We start from the raw sequence: 20,257 nt of genomic DNA, 5'->3' as shown, positions 1-20,257 counted from the left end.
CCGGACGGGGCCCCGCCTCCCGGGCCGCCGCGTGCGGCCCGGGAGGCGGGGCCTCCCGCACTCCCGGCTCAGTCCTCGCGCATCACGTCGACGAGGGACTCCAGGCGGGCGCTGTCGAAGAGGTCCTCGAGGAGCACCAGGGTCCCCGCGGCGTCGGCCAGCGGGACCTTCCAGTTCGGGTACTCCTGGTCCGTTCCGGGCTGGTTCTGCGCCCTGCGCTCCCCCACCGCGTCGGTGAGCGCGACCCCGAGGAGGACCGACGGGGTCGCCCGGACGAACCGGTGCATCGCCTCGACGATCTCGCGCTCGGACGGGCGGTCCTCCACGAGCCCGCGCGCGGCGAGCGCCCGGACCATCTCCTCGCGCTCGTTGCGCGCGGCGCGCCGCTCGCTCTCCACGTCGCGCTCCAGCAGCCCGAGCCGCTCGCGCAGGTCCACGTGCTCACCGGCGAGGTACCCCGCGGTCGGCGGCAGGTCGTGCGTCGTCACCGAGGTCAGGGCGAGGCGCCGGTAGCGCTCGGGTGCGAGCGGCGATCCGTCGGACCCCTTCTCGAACCACACGATCGAGGTGCCCAGCACGCCCCGCTCGGCGAGGTACTCGCGGGCGGACGGCTCGACGGTGCCGAGGTCCTCGCCGATGACGACGGCGCCCGCGCGCTGCGCCTCGAGGCACAGGATGCCGACCATCGCCTCGTGGTCGTAGCGCACGTACGTCCCGGCCGCGGGACCCTCGCCGCGCGGCACCCACCACAGACGGAAGAGGCCGATGACGTGGTCGATGCGGATCGCGCCCGCGTGGCGCAGGACGGTGCGCAGCATGTCCCGGTACGGCGCGTACCCCGCGCGCGCCAGCGCCCGCGGGTGCCACGGCGGCTGGGACCAGTCCTGGCCCTGCTGGTTGTACATGTCGGGCGGCGCACCGACCGAGACGCCCTCGGCGAGGACGGAGCGCAGCGCCCAGGCGTCGGCCCCCTCCGGGTGCACCCCGACGGCGAGGTCGTGCATGATCCCGACCGACATGCCGGCGTCGGTCGCCGTGCGCTGGGCGAGGCTCAGCTGCTCGTCCGCCACCCACTGCAGCCAGCGGTAGAAGTCGACGCGCCCGGCCAGGGACTCGCGCAGCTCTGCGACGGCCCGCGAGCGCGGGTCGTGCAGCGGAGCGGGCCACGTGCTCCCGTGCAGGTGCTCGGTGATCGCGCACCACGTCGCGAAGTCGTCCAGCCCCCGGCCCTCGCGGGCGCAGTACTCGTCGAAGGCGGCCTGGCGCGCGGTCGAGCGCGGTGCGGCGTGCACGACCTCGAGCGCGGAGCGCTTGGCCTCCCAGGCGGCGTCGCGGTCGATCGGCCCCGGGTCCGTGTCGAGGTCGCGCACCGCGTCGAACGACCACTCGACCAGCGACCGGTCGGCCGCGTTCAGGTACGCCGTCTCGCGCACGTCCTCGACCCGGACGTACAGAGGGTTGACGAACCGCCGGCTCGTCGGCAGGTACGGGGACGGCGCCATGGGCGCGACCGGCTCGGCGGCGTGCAGGGGGTTGATCAGCACGAAGTCCGCGCCGTGCCGGGCCGAGAGCCAGGCCAGGTCGGCCAGGTCGGCGAGGTCGCCCACGCCCCACGACTGCCGGGAACGCACCGAGTACAGCTGCGCCATGAATCCCCAGCTGGGGTGGTCGGCGAGCGCTGGCGGCAGCTCGAGCCGCCGCGGGGTGACCACGAGCGTGGCGGACGCCTCGCCGGCCCCGCTCCGCGCCCGCAGCGTGTGCCAGCCCAGCGGGAGGTCGCCGGGCACGACGAACGTCGCGCGACCGACCGTGCGGCCGAGCACCTCGCGGGGCGCCACCCACCGGTCGACCTGGCCGAGGTCGCGCCGCCCGCCCGAGGACTCGAGCTCGACCCAGACCTCGACGGCCGCGCCGTCGTCCACGTGCACGCCCAGCTCGCGCTGGTCGCCCTCGACGAGGACCACGGACCCGGGGAGCATCCGCGTCCAGGGCTCGCTCTCCGCGTGCTCGAGCTCGAGCTCGATCTGCGCGGGGGTGTCCGCGCGGACACCGAGCGCCGCGAGCGCCGCCACGAGGGAGGCGGCCGACACGCGCTGCACGCCGCCGTCAAACCCGGAGAACTCGGTCGAGACGCCGTGGGCCTGCGCGAGCCGCAGCAGAGGGTCGGGCACGGGCTCGGGCGGGTCGACGGTGCTCACACCCTGATCCTGCCAGAGGTACCGCCCGCCGACCGTCCCATCCGGGCGGCGCGTGGGAAAGAGGTGCCGCCCGCCGCCGGCGCGTTAGCCTGCCACGCATGCCTGCGCACCTTCCGACCTCGCTCCCGCACGCCACGACGCCCGGCGCCGCGGTCCCGGCGGCGCCCGAGCTGCCCGGCACGGACCCGGGCACCTGGCTCGACTGGTTCCTCGGCGCCCCGCTGCACCTGATCCTCGTCCTCGTGGTGGGCTCGACGCTGCTGGTGCTGCTCCGGCACGCCATCCGGACCGTCACGGACCGCATCGCCCGCGAGCGCCCGGACCAGCCGTCCGGCTACACGAGCGTGCTCCAGCGCGCCAACCCGCTCGCCACCGCGCGCCGGGCCCAGCGCGCGCGGACCATCGGGTCCGTGCTGCGCTCGAGCGCCAACATCGTCGTCGGCACGATCATGCTGCTCCTGGTCCTGGACATCCTCGGGGTGAACATCGCCCCGTTCATCGCGTCCGCGGGCATCGCCGGCGTCGCGCTGGGCTTCGGCGCCCAGGCGCTCGTCAAGGACTTCCTCTCCGGCATGTTCATGCTCATGGAGGACCAGTACGGCGTCGGTGACACGGTCGACCTCGGCGACGTGACCGGGACGGTCGAGGAGGTGGCCCTGCGCGTGACCAAGGTGCGCGACATCCAGGGCACGCTCTGGTTCGTGCGCAACGGGGAGATCGTCCGCACGGGGAACATGTCCCAGGGCTGGAGCTCGACCCTCGTCGAGGTGCCGGTCCCCCTGGCGTCCGACGTCGACCAGGTGCGCGAGGTGCTGACCGCGGCCGCGACGCGGGTGTGCGAGGAGAGCGACGTGGCGCCCTCCGTGCTGGCCGAGCCCGAGGTCACCGGGATCGAGTCGTTCGGGTCCGGGCGCCTGGTCTTCCGCGTGCGCATCCGGACCAGCCCGGGCATGCAGTGGGCCGTGGCCCGCGAGCTGCGGATCGCGATCCGCGACGACTGCGCGCAGGCCGGCGTGCCGCTGGCAGCCTGGTGACCCGCCCGGCGACACAGGCCGGCGCGCGGGTCAGCGCAGGCCGTCGAGCTCCGCGGCCAGGTTGTCCGCCTCGGGGCCGACGATGACCTGGACGATGCGGCCCGAGCGGACCACGCCGAACGCGCCGGTCGCCTTGAGACCGGCCTCGTCGACCTGCTCGGTGTCCGCGACCTCGACCCGCAGCCGCGTGATGCACGGCTCGAGCTCGACGACGTTGGTACGGCCCCCGAGGGCCTCGAGGATCTGCTCTGCTCTGCTCATGTGGTGATGCTCCTGCACAGGTCGGTTGCGGTGATCTACAGCCTAGTCTCCCCGGCGCGCGGGGGTGCCATGATGGGCGCGTGAACCTCTCCCCCCAGGACCGCACGTCCCTGCCGGTGACGGGGACGACCCCGGGCTCCGCCGCCCGGCCGCCGGAGCCGGCCGCGGCCGACGCCTCCTTCTACGCCCAGGTCGGCGGCCACGAGACCTTCGTCCGGCTCGTCGACGCGTTCTACGACTGCGTCGCCCAGGACGCGGTGCTGCGTCCGATGTACCCGGAGCAGGACCTCGCGCCGGCGCGCGAACGCCTGACGCTGTTCCTCGAGCAGTACTGGGGCGGCCCGACGACGTACAGCGAGCGCCGCGGGCACCCGCGCCTGCGGATGCGGCACGCGGGGTTCCGGGTGAACCCCGACGCCCGGGACCGCTGGCTCGCCCACATGCGCACCGCCGTCGAGAGCCTCGGCCTCGCGCCGCTGCACGAGGCCACGCTCTGGGACTACCTCGAGCGCGCAGCGCACTCCCTGGTCAACAGCGTCGAGGAGTCCGCGTGAGCGGCGCGGGCGCGCCCGCCGGCCCGGCCGGCCACGGCGCGGCGTGCCTGTCCTCCGCCGAGCTCGCCGACGACCCGCTGGGCAGCCTGCTGAGCGTGCTCGACCTCGAGGCGCTGGCGCCCGTCGGGCCCGGCGACGTCGAGCGCCCGCACGAGGCCGACGACCGGTTCCGCGGTCGCAACCTCCCCCAGCCCAACGGGCGCGTCTACGGCGGCCAGGTGCTCGCGCAGGCGCTCGTCGCGGCCGGCCGCACCGTGCCCGGCTCGCGCGTACCGCACTCGATGCACGGCTACTTCCTGCGGCCGGGGTCGCTCACCGAGCCGATCGAGTTCGCGGTCGAGCGGATGCGCGACGGCGGATCGTTCAGCGCGCGCCGCACCCACGCGATCCAGCACGGCAAGCCGATCCTGTCGATGATCGCGTCGTTCCAGGAGCGTCAGGACGGCGTCGAGAGCACCACGCCGATGCCTCCGGCGCCCGCGCCGGAGGACGTCCCGTCCGCGCTCGACGAGCTCGGTGGCATCGATCACCCGGCGGCCCGCTCGCGCTCGCACGAGGCGGCGTTCGACGTCCGGCACGTCGGCGGGTCGCTGTACGTGCGACCCGGGGCGGAGCGCACGGACCACCAGATGGTCTGGATGCGGGCCCGCGGCCCGGTCGCCGGCGACCAGCTCCTGCACCGCGCCCTGACCGTCTTCGCGTGCGACCAGGTCATGCTCGAGCCCGTCCTGCGGCGCGCCGGGCACGCCTGGGCCACGCCCGGCATCTCCGTGGCGAGCCTCGACCACGCCATGTGGTGGCACCGCGACGTGCGCGCCGACGAGTGGCTCCTCTACGTCCAGACGTCGCCCAGCGCGCAGGGCGGGCGCGGCCTCGGCGCCGCCCGCGTCTACGCGCAGGACGGCACGATGGTCGCGAGCATCGGCCAGGAGGGCATGCTCCGCCTGCCCGTGTCCTGAGGCCGGCGCCGCACGGCGGGCGAGCGCCGCGACGCCGCCGCACACTGGCGGCGTGCCCCGCCTCCGCCGCGTCTCCCCCGACGAGCCCGGGTACGCCCGCAGGCGCCGGGGCCGGGGCTGGTCCTACCTCGACGTGGACGGCACGCCGCTGCGCGAGCCCGAGGAGCTCGCCCGCTGCCGACGCCTCGTCGTCCCGCCCGCGTGGCGGGACGTGTGGATCTGCCGGTACCCGGACGGGCACCTGCAGGCCTTCGGCCTGGACGACGCCGGCCGCGGACAGTACCTCTACCACCCGGCATGGACGGAGCGCCGTGCGCGCCGCAAGCACGACCACGTCCTCGCCGTCGCGCGGCGCCTGCCCGCGGCCCGCCGCGTGGTGACCCGCGACCTGCGCCTGCCGGGCATGCCGCGCGAGCGGGTCCTGGCCCTCGCGTTCCGGCTCCTGGACCTCGCCTACTTCCGCTCGGGCAGCGAGCTGTACGCCCGCCAGCGCGGCAGCTACGGTCTCGCCACCATCCGCAAGGAGCACGTGCGGGTGAGCCGCGACGGGACCGTCCGGTTCGTCTACCCCGCGAAGTCCGGCCAGGTCCGCGACGTCAGCGTGGACGACCCGGAGGTCGCCGCCGCGGTCTCGACCCTGCGCCGGCGTCGGGACGGGGAGGGCGACGAGCTGCTCGCCTGGCGCGAGGAGCCGTCCCGGGCCGGGGAGCACGCCGTCTGGCACGACGTCACCAGCGCCGACGTCCAGCGGTACGTGCGCGAGCGCCTGGGCGAGGACGCCACCCCCAAGGACTTCCGCACCTGGCACGCCACCGTCCTCGCCGCCCGCGCGCTGGCCGACGCGGGCCCCCCGCCCGGTTCCCGGCGGGCTCGCGCCGCCGTGGTCGCGGCGACGGTGCGCGAGGTCGCGGACGAGCTGGGCAACACGCCCGCCGTCGCCCGCAGCTCCTACATCGACCCGCGCCTCGTCGACCTCTGGGAGCGGGGCACGACCATCGGTCCCACCCGCACGTCGGCTGCCGCGGAGCGCGCGGTGCTGGAGCTCCTCGCGTGACGGCCGCATCCGCGGCAGCCCCGGGAGCAGAAGGACCGACCGGACGACCGGGCCCACCGGGCCCGACGAGCGCAGGAGGACCCGTGGAGCAGTACGACCGACAGACCGTCGCCGTCACCGGCGTGACCGGGTACGTGGGCGGCCGCCTGGTGCCCGAGCTGCTCGCCGCCGGGCACCGGGTGCGTGCGGTCGCGCGCAACCCCGACCGGCTCGTGGCGCGGCCCTGGGCCGACGACGTCGAGACCGTCGAGGCGGACGCGAGCGACCTCGACCAGATCCGCTCAGCGCTCGAGGGCGCCGACGTCGCCTACTACCTCATCCACTCCCTCGGCAGCGGTAAGAAGTTCGAGGCGCGCGACCGGCACACCGCGCTGACCTTCGCCCGCGCGGCCCGCGAGGCCGGCGTGCGGCGCATCGTGTATCTCGGCGGCCTGTACCCGCAGGGCGAGGACCTCTCGCCCCACCTGTCCTCCCGCAAGGAGGTCGGGGAGATCCTGCTCGCCTCCGGGGTCCCCACGACGGTCCTGCAGGCCGCCGTGATCATCGGCTCCGGCTCCGCGTCGTTCGAGATGATGCGCTACCTGACCGAGCGGCTGCCCGCGATGACCACGCCCCGCTGGGTCGACAACCGGATCCAGCCGATCGCCGTGCGCGACGTGCTGCGCTACCTCGTGGGCAGCGCCACGATGCCCGACGACGTCTCGCGCGCCTTCGACATCGGCGGGCCCGACGTGCTGACCTACCGGGACATGATGCAGCGCTACGCGAAGGTCGCCGGCCTGCCCCGGCGGATCATCGCCAGCGTCCCGGTGCTGACCCCGCGGCTCTCCTCGCTCTGGGTGGGCCTGGTCACGCCCGTGCCCGCGGGCATCGCCCGGCCGCTCGTCGAGTCGCTCCAGCACGAGGTGGTCTGCGACGAGGACGACGTGCGGGCCTACGTGCCGGACCCGCCGGAGGGGCTGCTCGGGTTCACCGACGCCGTCGGTCTCGCCCTGGAGCGCATCCACGACGGGGAGGTGGCGACCCGGTGGTCGTCGGCGTCCGTGCCCGGGGCGCCGAGCGAGCCCCTGCCCACCGACCCGGACTGGGCCGGCGGGTCGCTGTTCGTGGACGAGCGCCGCACCGTCGTCGACGCCCCGGCCGAGACGCTCTGGACGGTGGTCCAGGCGATCGGGGGGCAGCGCGGCTGGTACTCGTGGTCGCTCGCGTGGCGGGCGCGTGGGCTGATGGACCGCGCCGTCGGCGGCCCGGGCCTGCGCCGCGGACGCCGCGACGAGCGCACCCTGCGCGTGGACGACGTCCTGGACTTCTGGCGCGTCGAGGCCATCGACCCCGGCCGCAGGCTCCTGCTGCGCGCGGAGATGCGCGCGCCCGGGCTCGCCTGGCTCGAGCTGCGGGTCGACGACGCGGCCGAGGAGATCACCGACGCCGAGGACACGGCGAGCGCCCGGGTCCCCGACGTCTCCGAGGCGGCCGGCCCCGGCCGCACCTACTTCGCTCAGCGGGCGCTCTTCTACCCCCACGGCCTCGCGGGCCAGGCGTACTGGTGGGCGGTCAAGCCCTTCCACGGCATCGTGTTCGGCGGCATGCAGCGCAACATCAAGGAGGCCGCGGAGCGTGCCGCCCGGCGCGCCCGACCGGTACGATCCCGGGCGTGACGAGCCCCGCCGAGATCCGCACCGTGCGCCCGGACGACGCCCTCGCCCGGCGCGTGCTGCGCGAGTACACCGACGAGGTCGCGAGCCGCTGGTACGGGCGCCCCGCGACCACGGCCGAGGTCGACGCCGCGCTCGCCGAGGACCCGAGCGACGAGCTCGCGGCGCCCGGCGGCACGTTCCTCGTCGCGCTCGACGCGGCCGGGGAGCCGATCGGCTGCGCGGGCCTCGAGCTCGCGCCCGACGGCGCGGCGGGCGTCGGCGAGGTCAAGCGCGTGTTCGTCACGCCCGCAGCCCGCGGCACGGGCCTCGGCGGCCACCTCCTGGACGCGGTCGAGTCCTTCGCGGCCGGTCGCGGCGTGCGGCGGGTGCAGCTCGACACGCGCCACGACCTCGTCGAGTCCCACCGCCTGTACGAGGGGCGCGGCTACGTCCGCGTGCCCGCCTTCAACGGCGGCCCGTACTCCGAGCGCTGGTACGCCAAGGAGCTCGCGCGGACCGACGCGTAGGACCGGCGAGAGCTCGACACCGCCGGGCGCTCAGCGCCGCCGGAAGGTCAGGGGCTCCTCGAGGAACGGTTCCCACGCCGCGCGCTCGCGCGGGTCGAGGCGTCGCGGCGAGCCCGTCGCCGCGTCGACGACGACGATCGTCGTGGACGCCTTGGCGTAGGGGCTGCCGCCCGTCGTCGGGCCGGTCCGGTCGAAGTGCTGCGCGCCGTCGTGCACCTCGTAGCAGACCTCCATGCTGGCCCCGCCGAGCCGGCCGATCCACATCTCCACGCGCACCGGCGTCCGGGTGAACCCGAGCGGGCGCAGGTACTCGATCTCCTGGCGCGCGACGAGGGTGTGGGAGGTCGCCCGAGGGCCCGTGTCGAGCACCGCCGTCGGCCACGGCTCCTCGAGGTCCGCGTCGTCGTGGCGCCAGAAGGCGGTGATGCGCGCGTCCTCCAGGAGCCGGAACATCTCGACGTTGTTGACGTGCTGGTAGGCGTCCAGGTCGGACCAGCGCAGCGCGACGGGCACGTGCAGTCTCACGGTTCTCCTTCGGATCGGGTCGCGGTCGTCGCCCCTCAGCCGAGCGCGACCAGCGCGTCGAGCGTAACGCTGTCCAGCGGGCGGTCCGCGAGGACCATGCGGCGCACGCCCCGGGTCAGCTCGGCGCCCGGCGCGGTACCCCACGCATCGCCCTCCCACCGGACCGCCATGCCCACCTTGCGCAGGACGGCGACCGACGCGGGGTTGTGCGCCAGGACCCGTCCCGTCACCGGCCGCCCGGGCCGGACCGACCGTGCGGCGGCGAGCGCCGCCCACGAGACCTCGGTCGCCACGCCCATCCCCCAGGCGCGCGGGTCCAGCCGGTAGCCCAGGTTCCACGCCTCGAACGGGCAGGGGCTCGCGCCGCCCCAGCCCACCGCCTCCCCCGCCCGCAGACCGCGCTCCGGGACGTCCTCCCGCAGCCGCACGACCCACGACGCGAGGCCCTCGCGCTCGCGGCCCTGGACCTGACGCTCGATGAGCGACCGCGTCTGCTCGGGGTCGGTGTGCCGGACCGCGGGCACGTGCTCGCAGGTGCGCGGGTCGGAGAACCACGCGTGCACGGCGTCCAGGTCGTCCGGCACGGCGGGGGCCAGGACGAGGCGCGGCGTGCGCACGGCGTCGATCGACAGGTCGGGGGGAAGGGCGACGTCCACGCCCGGATGCTCGCACGCACCACCGACACGCGACCGGCGCGGCTCAGCCCGCCGCGATCACCGCGCTCGTCCGGCAGCGGGCGAGCTCCGCCTGCTCCTCCGCGAGGGGCAGGCGCACGTGCTCGTCGGCGACGGCGCCCACCGCGCGGCGCAGGCGGCGGCGCACCTGGCGGGCCCGGACCCGGGCCCCGGCCCCCGCCGCGAGCCGGCTCGCCCCCGCCACGACCAGCCCCACGACGAGAGCCCCGAGAACGAGGACGGTGGGCACCGGGAGGCCCCACCAGGACGGCGTCGTCGGCTCCGTCACCCGCAGGTAGCCCGCCACGGCGAGCACGCCGAGCCAGACCAGCCCCAGCGCGCCGACGCCCAGCACGAGCCACTGCAGGACGTTGACCGCGCGCCACCACCAGGGGCGCTCGGCGGCCCCGAGGCTCGTCCCCGCGACGGCGCGGTCGAGGGCGTCGGGGAGCGCGTCGGCGCTGCGCTCGACCCGGTCCCGCGCCGCCTGGGCCCAGCGGGGCGGCATCGCGGCGGTCGCCTCCCGCACCGCGTCCCGCACGGCGGAGCGCGACGCGGCGCTCGCCGAGGAGCGAGCGACCGGCAGCGACGTGCGCACGAGGTCCGCGCGCTCGCCGACGTCGCGCAGCCCGATCCGGCGCAGCGGGTCCGGGCGGAAGCGCGCGAGCCAGCGGGTGACCGGCCAGCCCGTGGCCGCTCGCGCGTCGCGGACCGCTGCCGCGCGCACCGCACGCACGACCGTGTCGACGCCGGCGGCGCGCTCGAGCCCGTCGACCAGGCGCTCCCGTCCGGGCGGCCCGGGCTCACGGCCGTCGCCGCACGCCTCCAGGACCTCCTCCGCGGCGGCGCGCACCCCGGCGGCGAGCCGGGCGGTCGCGGCCTCGCGCCGGTCCGCGGCCTGCGCGAGCATGCGGCGCAGCTCCGGCACGCCCTCGCCGGTCAGGGCCGACGCCGCCAGCACCCGGACGTCGGGCAGGCCGTCCTGCGCGGCGAGGCGCGCGAGGTCCGCGGCAACGGCCGCGGCCTCCTCGGGCTCGAGCCGGTCGACCTGGTTGACCACGAGGACGACGACGTCCTGGTGGCGCGCCAGCGGCCGCAGGAACCGCTCGTGCAGCGCGGCGTCGGCGTACTTCTGCGGGTCGACGACCCAGACCAGCAGGTCCGCCCGTTCGACGAGCCGCTCGGCGCGCAGCCGGTGCTCGACGACGACGGAGTCGTGGTCCGGCAGGTCCAGCAGGACCAGACCGCGCGCGGACCCGTCGCCGGGCGGGAGGTCCACGCGGTCGCTCACCTCGAGCCAGTCGAGCAGCGCCCGGGCACCGTCGCCCTCCCCCGGCGTGCCGGAGGACTCGACCGCCGCCCGCGCCCGGGCCGTCGTCGGGCGCAGCACGCCGGGCTCGGCCACCCGGGCCCCCGCGAGCGCGTTGACGAGCGTGGACTTGCCGGACCCGGTCGCCCCCGCGACGGCCACGACCGTGTGCTCGGCGGAGAGCGCGGTGCGCTGCTCGGTGAGCTCGACGACGCGCCGCGCGCGGTCCGCGACCTGTGGCGGCAGGCGCCCCTCGCCGGCGGCCAGCGCGCCGCCCAGCGCGCGCGTGCGCGCCTCGAGCCCGATGCCGGCCATCAGCCCTCGCCGCCCGCGGTGCCCGCGCTGCCTGCCGTGTCCACGTCACCCGCCGCGTGGCGCCGCCGGAACAGCCCGCGCCGGCGCGGCCCGGGGACCACGGCGTCCTGCGCACCGTCGCCGGGCCCGGTGCTCGGTGCCGCCGATACCGCCCCCGCGCCGGCGCCGCGCAGCCGCCCGCCGTCGGCCGCGCCCGGGTCCAGGGCCCCGGCCGCCGGCCGCTCGGCGCGCTCGGCGAGCGCCACCTGCTCGACGGCGTCGGCCAGCGCCCCGAGCGCGCCGGGCCCGGGGGCACCGGCGCCGAGCTCGTCGAGCACGTCCGTCCAGCGTCGCGCCTGGCGGTCGAGCACCTCCCCGGCCCGCGCGTCGAGGCGCTCGTGCGCGACGCGCGTCAGGCGCCGCACGGCGTCGTCGCCGAAGACCGCCTCGAGCACCTTCTGCGCCGCCAGCGCCGTCCCGCCCGCGATCCCCACCTCGGCGCCGGTCAGCCCGCCGGTCGAGGCGAACACGACGACCATGAGGCTCACGCCCACGCCGTTGAGCCCGAACGACAGCGCGCGAGCGACGCCGCGCCGCCCCTGGCCCTGCTCGCGCACCAGCCCGAGCACGTCGCCCTGCCACTCGCGCACCGTGGTGGCGACCTCGTCGGCGAGCCCCGGCGCGGCGCGGTCGAGACCGGCACCCACGAGCTCGCGGCCCGCCGGGTCGGCGAGCCAGGCCGTCCCGGTCCGCTCGGCGGCGGCGTCCGCGGCGTCGAGCAGCACCGCGGCGAGGCCGTGCGCGATCGCCTCCTCGACCTCCGGCGCGCGCGGGCGGCCCCGCAGGAACGCCACGACACGGTCGCGCGCCCGCCCGACGCGCCGCTCGAGGGCACGGAAGAACTCCCCCGTGCCGACGAAGTCCTGCCAGCGCGCGAGCACCTCGCCGCGCAGCATCGACCCGTCGCGGGTAGCCGCGCCGATCCGGTCCCGCGCCTCGTCGTGCGCCACGTGGACCGCCTCGCGCAGGCGGTGCGCGGCGTCCTGCTGGCGCCGGGCCGCCGCCGCGAGTCGCCGGGTCCGCACGACGACGTCGTCCACCGCGCCGTCCCGTGTCGCGGCGGCGACCGCGCCGCGGCGGGCGGGGTCGGCACCGAGCGCGGTGAGCCGGTCGGCGACCGGCGCGACGGCGCGCTCGGGCAGCAGGCCGTCCACCAGGGCGTCCTCCGGCACGACGAGCAGGTCGGAGGCCTCGAGGCCGTGCTCGCGCATGAGCCGTCCCAGGTCCGCGGCGACCTCCGGCACCGCGGGGTCCGCGCGGTCGAGCACCACCGCCACCTGGGCGTGCCGCGCGGCGGCGCCCGCGAGCGCGTCCCACGGCACGGCGTCGGCGTACCGGGACGCGGTCGTGACGAACAGCCACAGGTCGGCGGCCGCGAACAGCTGGGCGGCGAGCGCGCGGTTCTCCGTCGAGACCGAGTCCAGGTCCGGGGCGTCGAGCAGGGCGAGCCCCGCGGGCAGCAGGTCGCTCGCGACGAGCACGAGCTCGCCCGACTCGCCCCGCGGTGCCGCGACGCCGGAAGCGTTCGCCGGCGCCTCCCGCGGTGCGCGGCGGCGCCGGGAGAGCGACCCGAGCACGCGGTCGTCCGCGAACCACCGCTCGTCCTCCGGCCGGTGCACGAGCAGGGGCGCGCGCGTCGTCGGGCGCAGCACCCCGGCCGCGCTGACGCGCGCGCCGAGGAGGGAGTTGAGGAGCGTGGACTTGCCTGCCCCGGTGGAGCCGCCGACCACGACGAGCAGCGGCGCCCGGGCGGCGCGCAGGCGCGGCAGCAGGTAGTCGTCGAGCTGGGCGACGACGCCGTCGCGCGCCGCGACGTCGTCGGCCAGGCCGGGGACGCCCAGCGGGAGCCGCAGCCGCGCGGCGGTCTCCCGCAGTGCCACGAGGGGCCCGACGAGCGTCGGCTCGCGGGCTCCCGCGTCGGCGCGCCCGGGCTCGGTCATGGCGCCAGTCTGCCCGAGGTGCCCGACCTTCACGCGGCGAGACGGGACCGGGCGGCGGGCGACGTGGTCGCCGGCCGCACCGGGCCCGGTGCGGCCGCCCTCCCGGGTGACCGGGCACGTCGGCAGGGCGGCCGCGGGGCGTCTGCGCGTCAGTCGCGCGTCAGGCGGCGGTGCGTGACGCGGTGCGGGCGTGCCGCCTCGACGCCGAGCCGCTCCACCTTGTTCTCCTCGTAGGAGGCGAAGTTGCCCTCGAACCAGTACCAGCTCGCCGGGTCCTGCTCCGTGCCCTCGTAGGCGAGGATGTGCGTCGCGACGCGGTCGAGGAACCACCGGTCGTGGGAGACCACGACGGCGCAGCCCGGGAACTCGAGCAGCGCGTTCTCGAGCGAGCCGAGCGTCTCGGTGTCCAGGTCGTTGGTGGGCTCGTCGAGGAGCAGCAGGTTGCCGCCCTGCTTGAGGGTCAGGGCCAGGTTCAGCCGGTTGCGCTCACCGCCGGAGAGCACGCCCGCGGGCTTCTGCTGGTCCGGACCCTTGAACCCGAAGGCCGCCACGTACGCGCGCGAGGGCATCTCGACGTTGCCGACCTTGATGAAGTCGAGCCCGTCCGAGACGACCTCGAAGAGGGTCTTCTTCGGGTCGATGCCGCCGCGGCCCTGGTCGACGTAGGAGATCGAGACGGTCTCGCCGACCTTGAGCTCGCCCCCGTCGAGCGGCTCGAGGCCCACGATCGTCTTGAAGAGCGTCGTCTTGCCGACACCGTTGGGGCCGATGACGCCGACGATGCCGTTGCGCGGCAGCGTGAACGACAGGCCGTCGATGAGGGCGCGCCCGTCGAAGCCCTTCTCGAGGCCCTGCGCCTCCAGGACGAGCGACCCCAGGCGCGGGCCCGGCGGGATCTGGATCTCCTCGAAGTCGAGCTTGCGGGTGCGGTCCGCCTCCGCGGCCATCTCCTCGTATCGGGCGAGGCGCGCCTTCGACTTGGTCTGGCGGCCCTTGGCGTTCGACCTGACCCACTCGAGCTCGTCGCGCAGCCGCTTGGCGAGCTTGGCGTCCTTCTTGCCCTGGACCTCGAGGCGCTCCTGCTTCTTCTCCAGGTACGTCGAGTAGTTGCCCTCGTACGGGTACAGGCGGCCGCGGTCGACCTCGCAGATCCACTCCGCGACGTGGTCGAGGAAGTAGCGGTCGTGGGTGACGGCCAGGATGGCGCCCGGGTACTGGGACAGGTGCTGCTCGAGCCAGTTCACCGACTCCGCGTCCAGGTGGTTCGTGGGCTCGTCGAGGAGCAGCAGGTCGGGCTTCTCGAGCAGCAACTTGCACAGCGCGACGCGGCGCCGCTCACCTCCGGAGAGCACCGAGACGTCGGCGTCCGGCGGCGGGCACTGCAGGGCGTCCATCGCCTGCTCGAGCTGGGAGTCGAGGTCCCACGCGTCGGCGGCGTCGATGGCCTCCTGGAGCTCGCCCATCTCGGCCATGAGCGCGTCGAAGTCCGCGTCGGGCTCCGCCATGAGCGCGGAGATCTCGTTGAAGCGGTCGAGCTTGCCCTTGATCTCGGCGACGCCCTCCTCGACGTTGCCGAGGACCGTCTTCTCCTCGTTCAGCGGCGGCTCCTGCTGGAGGATCCCGACCGTGTACCCGGGCGAGAGCCGGGCCTCGCCGTTGGAGGGCTGGTCGAGCCCGGCCATGATCTTGAGGATCGTGGACTTCCCGGCGCCGTTGGGGCCGACGACGCCGATCTTGGCACCGGGCAGGAAGTTCAGGGTGACGTCATCGAGGATGACCTTGTCACCGTGCGCCTTGCGCGTCTTGTACATGGAGTAGATGAACTCAGCCACTGGCTCTGTTCCACCGTTCGCTCGATCGCGGATGCTGGTCCGGGCGCGCCCTGCGCGCCGACGGTCGTGGTCGCGCCCGCCTCGCCCGCAGCGCGCCCACGCCGGGCACTGGGCTCGACGCGCGGGCGCTGCGACCGGGGCGGGCGACGCCGACCACCCAGCCTACGCGGTCGCTCCCGCGAGCGCCGCGACCTCCTCCTGCGCCTCGGGGTCCGCGGGCGGGCTCTCGGGCTCGACGGCGAACGGGTCGTCCTCGGGGCCGGCGCCGGGCTCCGGCGTGCCGGCCTCGGCGGTGCCGTGCCCTGCCTCGCCGGCGTCACCGCCGTCGTCGTCGGCCTTGCGCGTCGCCCGGTGGGCGAAGTGCGCGGTGCCGCGCGACAGGTCCGGGCCGAGCGCGCTCGCCTCGACCACGAGGTCCGTGCGCGGCCCCTCCGCGCCCGCCCACTCGTCGACCGAGAGCCGGCCGGTAACGACGACGGCGTCGCCCTTGCGCAGGGACGACGCCACGTTCTCCGCCGTCTGGCGCCAGGCCTTGACGGTGAACCACAGGGTGCGCCCGTCGGTCCACTCGCCCCGGGCGCGGTCGAGGTAGCGCCGCGTCGCGGCGATGCGGAAGCTGGTGAACGCGGTGCCGTTCTGCGACGTGAAGAGCCGCGGGGTGGTGCCGACGAAGCCGGCGAGCGTGACGGTGACGTCCGACATGTGTCCTCCTCCAGGTCGCGGACGGCGGGTGCCGTCCGTGGACCGTCAGGATGTCGGCGCGGCCTCCGGGACGTCGCCCCCCGCCGGGCTGCCGGTGGACGCCGCGCCGGTCGCCGCGGCTGTGGACACCGGGACGGCGCCCGTCAGCGGGGCGAGGCTCCCCTTCTCGCGCGCGGCCTGCGCGAGCTCGCGCACCTGGCGGTGCTCCGCGAGCAGGGTCCGGGTCGGCTCGCCGTAGCACCGGTCGACCACACGCTCGATCGCGGCGCGTCCCGCGGCCACCACCGCCCGCCGGCGCTGGCGGGCCGTCGAGCGCCGCAGGCGCACCGCGAGCAGCAGCAGGACCAGACCCGCGACCACCAGCACCGCGGCCGCGACGGCCGCCGCGGTCTCGGCTCCGGAGGACAGCGCGAGGACGGAGCCGCCCCCGAGGACCGCGAGGACGCCGGCGACGATGCCGAGGGCGAGCGCGACGAGCGCGACGACGCGCATCGGGCGGCCCGCGGCGGGCGGGCGCGTGTCGAGGCGCACCTTGCCGAGCTCGCCGGTCAGCGCGTCCGTCACGTCGGGCCGGGAGGCCACGTCGGCCTCGAGCGCGGCGCGCCAGCCCGGGCGCAGGCCCTTGCCGGCGCGGGCGAGCCACCGGCCGCGCGACAGCGCCACCGCGTCGGCCTGCGGCGGCTCGAAGGCCGGCCGGCCGTACCCGTGGCGCACCGCGTTCTCGACCTGCGCGCCGACGGACTCCAGGCCCGTCGCGGCCGCGAGCGCGTCGACCTCCGCCTCGACGGCCGACGTGGTGCTCCAGGGCGCGTCCGCGGGCGTCTGGGAGAGCAGCAGAGCGCCCGCGCCGTCGAGCTCCCCGGCGACGCGGCTCGCGGCGACGCTGCGCCGGTCGACGGCCTGCTCGAGCAGGTCCACCATCGCGTCGACGCCCTCGCCGGTCGCCGCGGAGACGGTCGTCACGTGCACCCCGCGCAGGCCGTCCTCCTCCAGCAGCCGCTCCAGGTCCGCCACCAGTGCCTCGCGCCGGCCCTCGGGCACGGTGTCGATCTGGTTCACGGCCACCACCATCGAGGCCTCGTAGCCGACGGACCGGCTGAGGTACTCGGTGTGCAGGGAGTCGTCGGCGTACTTCTGCGGGTCGACCACCCACACGAGCAGGTCGACGTACGGCAGCACGCGGTCGACCACGACGCGGTGCGCCGGCTCGATCGAGTCGTGGTCGGGCAGGTCCAGGAGAACCAGGCCGGCGAGCGCGTCCTCGTCCGCGGCGTCGAGCTCGTGCCCGCGAGTGATGCGGCGCTCGGGGATGACGCGCAGCCAGTCGAGCAGCGGCGTCGCCCGGGTGCTCCACGCGCACGCGGTGATCTGCGCCGTCGTCGGGCGCTTGACGCCCACGTCCGCGAAGTCCAGGCGCGAGAGCCGGTTGAACAAGCTCGACTTGCCGGACCCGGTGCCGCCCGCGAGGGCGACCACGGTGTGGTCGACGCCGAGGTCGAGACGCTCGCGCACGCCGGTGATGGCGGCGCGCACGGTGGCCTCGACGTCGGCCGGCACCCGGTCCGCCGCAAGGTCCAGCGCCGTGGCGAGGTCCTCGGTCCGTCCCCGCAGGTCGCGGTCGTCGGTGGTCATACCATCCTCCTCAGCTCGGCGAGCCGGACGCGCAGCGCGGCCCCGGCGCCGTCGGCGAACGCCGGTGCGTCCAGAGCGGACCGCAGCCCGGCGACCTCGGCCTCGACGGTCGGCCGCGCGCAGGCGCCGAGCGCGTCGCGCAGCGCCTCGACGGCCGCCACCTCCTGCCCGTCGAGCACGCGGGCCACGAGCCGCCGCGCGTCGTCGGTGCCGGCCGCCGCGGCCGCCAGGAGCGTGCCGAGGCCGCGCCGCCCGAACGCCGTGCGCGCGGCGTCCCCGGCGGGCGAGCCCGCGAGCGCGTCCGCGGCGTCGTCCGCCGCGGCGAGCCACGCCTCGGCCCGCTCCCGGGAGTCGGAGGTGCGCGCGGCCTCCGGGTCCTCGTCCCACGTCGCGACGAGCCCCGCGGCGCCCGCGGGGGCGTCGGGGCCGGTCAGCGCTCGCGTCGCGGCCGCCCGCGCCTCGGCGGCTGCGGCGACCAGCGCCCGCACGAGGCTGTCGGCGAGCCCGGCACGCAGCGGCTCGAGGTCGCGCTCGCGGCGGCGGCCCTGCCGGGCGCTCGAGCGCGCGACCCCGGCCCGCAGCCGGATCCGGTCGACCCGGGCGCCGGTGACGCTGTGTGTCCACAGCGAGGCGACCGGGCCGCTCCCGACCCGGCCGGAGACCAGCGACTCCTGCGCCGTGGCGGCGACGCGCGGGACGACGTCGTCCAGCCGCGCCCGCAGGACGCGCGCCGCCTCGCCCTGGGCGTCGACGGCATCCGCGATCCCGGTCACCCATCCGGGCAGTGCCGCGAGCGACCCCTTGAGGGTGCGCACGATCACCGACCGGGACCGCTCGGGGCCGCCGATCTTGTGCAGCCAGCGGGTGATCGGGGCGACCTGGTCGGCCTCGAGCAGCCCCTCGTGCGGGCCGGCGTCGGGGACCACGAAGAGCGGCACGTTGTCCATCCCGTGGTCCCGCAGGCGCTGCAGCAGGTCGGCGCGGATCGTCACGAGGTTCTCCCGCGGCACCCGGTTGAGCACGAGCGCGACGCTCGCCCCGCGCTCGCGGGCCTTCGCCAGCGCCTGCCAGGGGAGCGCGTCCCCGTACCGCGCGGCGGTGGTCGCGAAGAGCCAGAGGTCGGCCGCCTCGAGCAGGCGCCCGGCGGTCGCGCGGTTCTCGGCGAGCAGCGAGTCGAGGTCGGGCGCGTCGACGAAGGCCACCCCGCGGGGGACGGCGTCGTGGGCGATCGTCCGCGCCGCCTGCGTCGCGGGGCCGGTGACCAGGACGTCGACGTCCTCCGGGTGGTGGGCGAGGACCGGCTCGCGCGTCGTGGGCCGCAGGACCCCCGCGACCGAGACCTCCTCGCCCAGGATCGAGTTGTACAGCGTCGACTTGCCGGCACCCGTCGAGCCGGCGAGCACGACCAGCGCCGGCGAGGACAGCTCCTTCAGGCGCGGCAGCAGGTGCTCGTCGAGCTGGACGACCAGCCGGTCGCGCGACGCCGCCGCCTCCTGCGCTCCCTCGAGGGGCAGCGGCAGGTCGACGCCCGCGACGACGGCGCGCAGGTCCCGCGCGACGTCGTGCACCGTCGTGCCGAGCCGGTGCTCGGTGCGGTCCGTCGGCGTGGACGTCGCAGGACCGGGCGCCGCGGCGCCAGGGGTCTCGGGGGCGCGCTCGACGCCGCCCGGTCGGGCAGGGTCGTCGTTGCCGACGGCGGTGCGGGGGGTCACCCGTCCATCCTCGCGGGCCTGGCGGGCGATGCACAACAAGCGCGCCGACGACCCGGTCACACCGGCCGCCGCAGCCGGCGCCCCGGCCCGGTCCTCTAGGATCGGAGCCGCGCCCCGATAGCTCAATGGATAGAGCAACGGCCTTCTAATCCGTAGGTTGCAGGTTCGAGTCCTGCTCGGGGCACCTGCCCGTAGACTCGGCCGGGACATGGACGACGCCCGCGCCGACGCCGCTCTCCGCCTCACCCCGCCCACCGCCGTGCCCGTCGTCGCGCCCGCCGCGGCGCCCGCACTCGCACCGGCCGTCGACGCGCGCGAGGTCCCGGCGCTCGAGGCCCGGGCCGACGCGCTGCGGGCCCGCCTCGTCGCCGGCGACCCCGGCTCGCGGGACCTGCGGGCGGCGCTGCGCGACGCGCGCAGCCTCGGCGCCGACGACGTCCGCGCCGCCGCGGAGACCTCCGCCGCCGTCCTGGCCGCGTCGGCCCGCGCACCGCAGGCGGGCCTCGACGCCACCCACGCTCTGGAGCGCCTGCGTGCCACCGTCGAGGCGCTGGACCCCGGCCGGCGGCGCGTGGGCCGGCGCCTGTTCGGGCTCGTCCCCGTCGGCGAGAGCGCCGACCGCTACTTCCGCCGCTACGAGGACGCGCAGGCCGAGCTCGACGCCGTCGTCACCGGGCTCTACGACGCGAAGGACGCCCTGCTGCGGCAGAACGCGACGCTCGGGATCGAGCAGGAGCGGCTCGGGGAGACGTCGGCGCGCCTGCACCGCTGGGTGCACGTCGCGGCGCGGCTCGACGCCGGTCTCGCCGCCGAGGCCTCCGCGGCCGCGGCGCCGGACGCCGGGTCGCCGCTCGCCGAGGCGCTGCACGCCGTGCGCGCCCGGCACCAGGACCTGCTCGTCCAGCTCGCGGTGTGCGTGCAGGGGCACCTGGCCGTCGCCGCGGTGGTGCGGACCAACGCCGAGCTCGTGCGCGGTGTCGAGCGCGCGACCACGACGACGCTGGCCGCGCTGCGCACCGCCGTCCTGACCGCGGGGGCCCTCGCGCACCGCGAGCTCGTGCTGGACCGCGTCGCCGCGCTCGACGCGGCCTCGCGGGCGGCGCTGCGCACCACGGCGGCGGGGGCGCGGGACGCCGGCGGCGGTGCGACCGCACGCGGCATCGTGCCGCTGCGCTCCGCGTTCGCCGACGTCGTCGCGACGCTCGACTCGCTCGGCGAGTTCCAGGGTGTCGCCGCGGCCTCGCTCGGCACTACGCTCGACACTCTCGCGCTCGAGGTGGAGCGCACGCACCGGGACCGGTGACCCTGGCGCGGATGCCGGGGCAGCGGGGCAGGGCAGCGGACGACGGAGCA

At 76.6% G+C, this 20,257-nt stretch carries 17 protein-coding genes and 1 tRNA gene; 8 read left to right on the top strand and 10 right to left on the bottom strand.

Annotated features, from left to right (window positions below; genetic code table 11):
* Positions 1–68 precede the first annotated feature (68 nt).
* Complete coding sequence (malQ, locus tag EDF32_RS05220) at positions 69–2,198, bottom strand: 4-alpha-glucanotransferase (protein WP_123307456.1); 2,130 nt, start codon at positions 2,196–2,198, stop codon at positions 69–71.
* Between the two features lie 98 nt (positions 2,199–2,296).
* Between malQ and EDF32_RS05215 the strand changes: the two genes are divergently transcribed.
* A complete protein-coding gene (locus tag EDF32_RS05215; protein WP_123307455.1) occupies positions 2,297–3,232 on the top strand; it encodes a mechanosensitive ion channel family protein in 936 nt (311 codons plus the stop codon).
* A 30-nt stretch (positions 3,233–3,262) separates the two neighbouring features.
* Here EDF32_RS05215 and EDF32_RS05210 read toward each other — a convergent pair whose 3' ends face one another.
* Positions 3,263–3,511, bottom strand: coding sequence for a glucose PTS transporter subunit EIIB (locus tag EDF32_RS05210; RefSeq protein ID WP_305037912.1), 249 nt, complete (start codon positions 3,509–3,511; stop codon positions 3,263–3,265).
* A gap of 98 nt (positions 3,512–3,609) precedes the next feature.
* On the opposite strand from EDF32_RS05210, the gene EDF32_RS05205 reads away from it, so the two are divergent.
* From EDF32_RS05205 to EDF32_RS05185, 5 genes are all read left to right on the top strand, one after another.
* Positions 3,610–4,047 (top strand): globin, encoded by a 438-nt coding sequence (locus EDF32_RS05205; RefSeq protein WP_123307659.1) that lies wholly within the window; start codon positions 3,610–3,612, stop codon positions 4,045–4,047.
* Between the two features lie 47 nt (positions 4,048–4,094).
* A complete protein-coding gene (locus EDF32_RS05200) occupies positions 4,095–5,006 on the top strand; it encodes an acyl-CoA thioesterase domain-containing protein (RefSeq protein ID WP_123307658.1) in 912 nt (303 codons plus the stop codon).
* A 52-nt stretch (positions 5,007–5,058) separates the two neighbouring features.
* Positions 5,059–6,060 (top strand): DNA topoisomerase IB, encoded by a 1,002-nt coding sequence (locus tag EDF32_RS05195; protein WP_123307453.1) that lies wholly within the window; start codon positions 5,059–5,061, stop codon positions 6,058–6,060.
* An 83-nt stretch (positions 6,061–6,143) separates the two neighbouring features.
* Positions 6,144–7,718 (top strand): SDR family oxidoreductase, encoded by a 1,575-nt coding sequence (locus tag EDF32_RS05190; protein ID WP_123307452.1) that lies wholly within the window; start codon positions 6,144–6,146, stop codon positions 7,716–7,718.
* The gene (locus tag EDF32_RS05185; protein WP_233565717.1) at positions 7,715–8,224 is read left to right on the top strand and encodes a GNAT family N-acetyltransferase; all 510 of its coding nucleotides are present in this window, start codon (positions 7,715–7,717) and stop codon (positions 8,222–8,224) included. The genes EDF32_RS05190 and EDF32_RS05185 overlap by 4 nt, the downstream gene beginning before the upstream one ends.
* A gap of 30 nt (positions 8,225–8,254) precedes the next feature.
* Here the strand turns inward: EDF32_RS05185 and EDF32_RS05180 are convergent, their stop codons facing one another.
* The 8 genes from EDF32_RS05180 to EDF32_RS05145 form a co-directional block, all read right to left on the bottom strand.
* Positions 8,255–8,749, bottom strand: coding sequence for a thioesterase family protein (locus EDF32_RS05180; protein ID WP_123307451.1), 495 nt, complete (start codon positions 8,747–8,749; stop codon positions 8,255–8,257).
* A gap of 35 nt (positions 8,750–8,784) precedes the next feature.
* On the bottom strand, positions 8,785–9,405 hold the full coding sequence (locus tag EDF32_RS05175) for a GNAT family N-acetyltransferase (RefSeq protein ID WP_123307450.1): 621 nt from the start codon (positions 9,403–9,405) through the stop codon (positions 8,785–8,787).
* Between the two features lie 43 nt (positions 9,406–9,448).
* Positions 9,449–11,047: a GTPase gene (locus EDF32_RS05170; protein ID WP_123307449.1), complete on the bottom strand. Its 1,599-nt coding sequence runs from the start codon at positions 11,045–11,047 to the stop codon at positions 9,449–9,451.
* Entirely contained in the window at positions 11,047–13,026 is a 1,980-nt protein-coding gene (locus EDF32_RS05165) for a dynamin family protein (RefSeq protein ID WP_123307448.1), read from the bottom strand. The genes EDF32_RS05170 and EDF32_RS05165 overlap by 1 nt, the downstream gene beginning before the upstream one ends.
* Before the next feature lie 149 nt (positions 13,027–13,175).
* Complete coding sequence (ettA, locus tag EDF32_RS05160) at positions 13,176–14,858, bottom strand: energy-dependent translational throttle protein EttA (RefSeq protein WP_123307447.1); 1,683 nt, start codon at positions 14,856–14,858, stop codon at positions 13,176–13,178.
* Positions 14,859–15,020: 162 nt separating this feature from the next.
* On the bottom strand, positions 15,021–15,560 hold the full coding sequence (locus tag EDF32_RS05155) for a single-stranded DNA-binding protein (protein WP_123307446.1): 540 nt from the start codon (positions 15,558–15,560) through the stop codon (positions 15,021–15,023).
* 45 nt (positions 15,561–15,605) lie between these two features.
* Positions 15,606–17,192 (bottom strand): GTP-binding protein, encoded by a 1,587-nt coding sequence (locus tag EDF32_RS05150; protein ID WP_123307445.1) that lies wholly within the window; start codon positions 17,190–17,192, stop codon positions 15,606–15,608.
* A complete protein-coding gene (locus tag EDF32_RS05145; RefSeq protein WP_148061567.1) occupies positions 17,189–18,904 on the bottom strand; it encodes a GTPase domain-containing protein in 1,716 nt (571 codons plus the stop codon). Before EDF32_RS05145 ends, EDF32_RS05150 begins: the two co-directional genes overlap by 4 nt.
* A gap of 111 nt (positions 18,905–19,015) precedes the next feature.
* Between EDF32_RS05145 and EDF32_RS05140 the strand changes: the two genes are divergently transcribed.
* Positions 19,016–19,088 (top strand) — tRNA-Arg (locus EDF32_RS05140).
* A gap of 24 nt (positions 19,089–19,112) precedes the next feature.
* Positions 19,113–20,207 (top strand): toxic anion resistance protein, encoded by a 1,095-nt coding sequence (locus tag EDF32_RS05135; RefSeq protein WP_123307443.1) that lies wholly within the window; start codon positions 19,113–19,115, stop codon positions 20,205–20,207.
* Positions 20,208–20,257: the final 50 nt, after the last annotated feature.

The sequence above is a fragment of the Cellulomonas sp. PhB143 genome, assembly GCF_003752595.1.
In the GTDB taxonomy this organism is placed as follows: Bacteria; Actinomycetota; Actinomycetes; order Actinomycetales; family Cellulomonadaceae; genus Paraoerskovia.
This window is presented reverse-complemented; position numbering and strand designations above follow the sequence as displayed.

Excerpts from the sequence above, each read along its gene's own strand:
- EDF32_RS05215 (WP_123307455.1), top strand. The coding sequence starts at position 2,297 with ATGCCTGCGCACCTTCCGACCTCGCTCCCGCACGCCACGACGCCCGGC.
- EDF32_RS05170 (WP_123307449.1), bottom strand. The coding sequence starts at position 11,047 with ATGGCCGGCATCGGGCTCGAGGCGCGCACGCGCGCGCTGGGCGGCGCG.
- EDF32_RS05165 (WP_123307448.1), bottom strand. The coding sequence starts at position 13,026 with ATGACCGAGCCCGGGCGCGCCGACGCGGGAGCCCGCGAGCCGACGCTC.
- EDF32_RS05155 (WP_123307446.1), bottom strand. The coding sequence starts at position 15,560 with ATGTCGGACGTCACCGTCACGCTCGCCGGCTTCGTCGGCACCACCCCG.
- EDF32_RS05150 (WP_123307445.1), bottom strand. The coding sequence starts at position 17,192 with ATGACCACCGACGACCGCGACCTGCGGGGACGGACCGAGGACCTCGCC.
- EDF32_RS05135 (WP_123307443.1), top strand. The coding sequence starts at position 19,113 with ATGGACGACGCCCGCGCCGACGCCGCTCTCCGCCTCACCCCGCCCACC.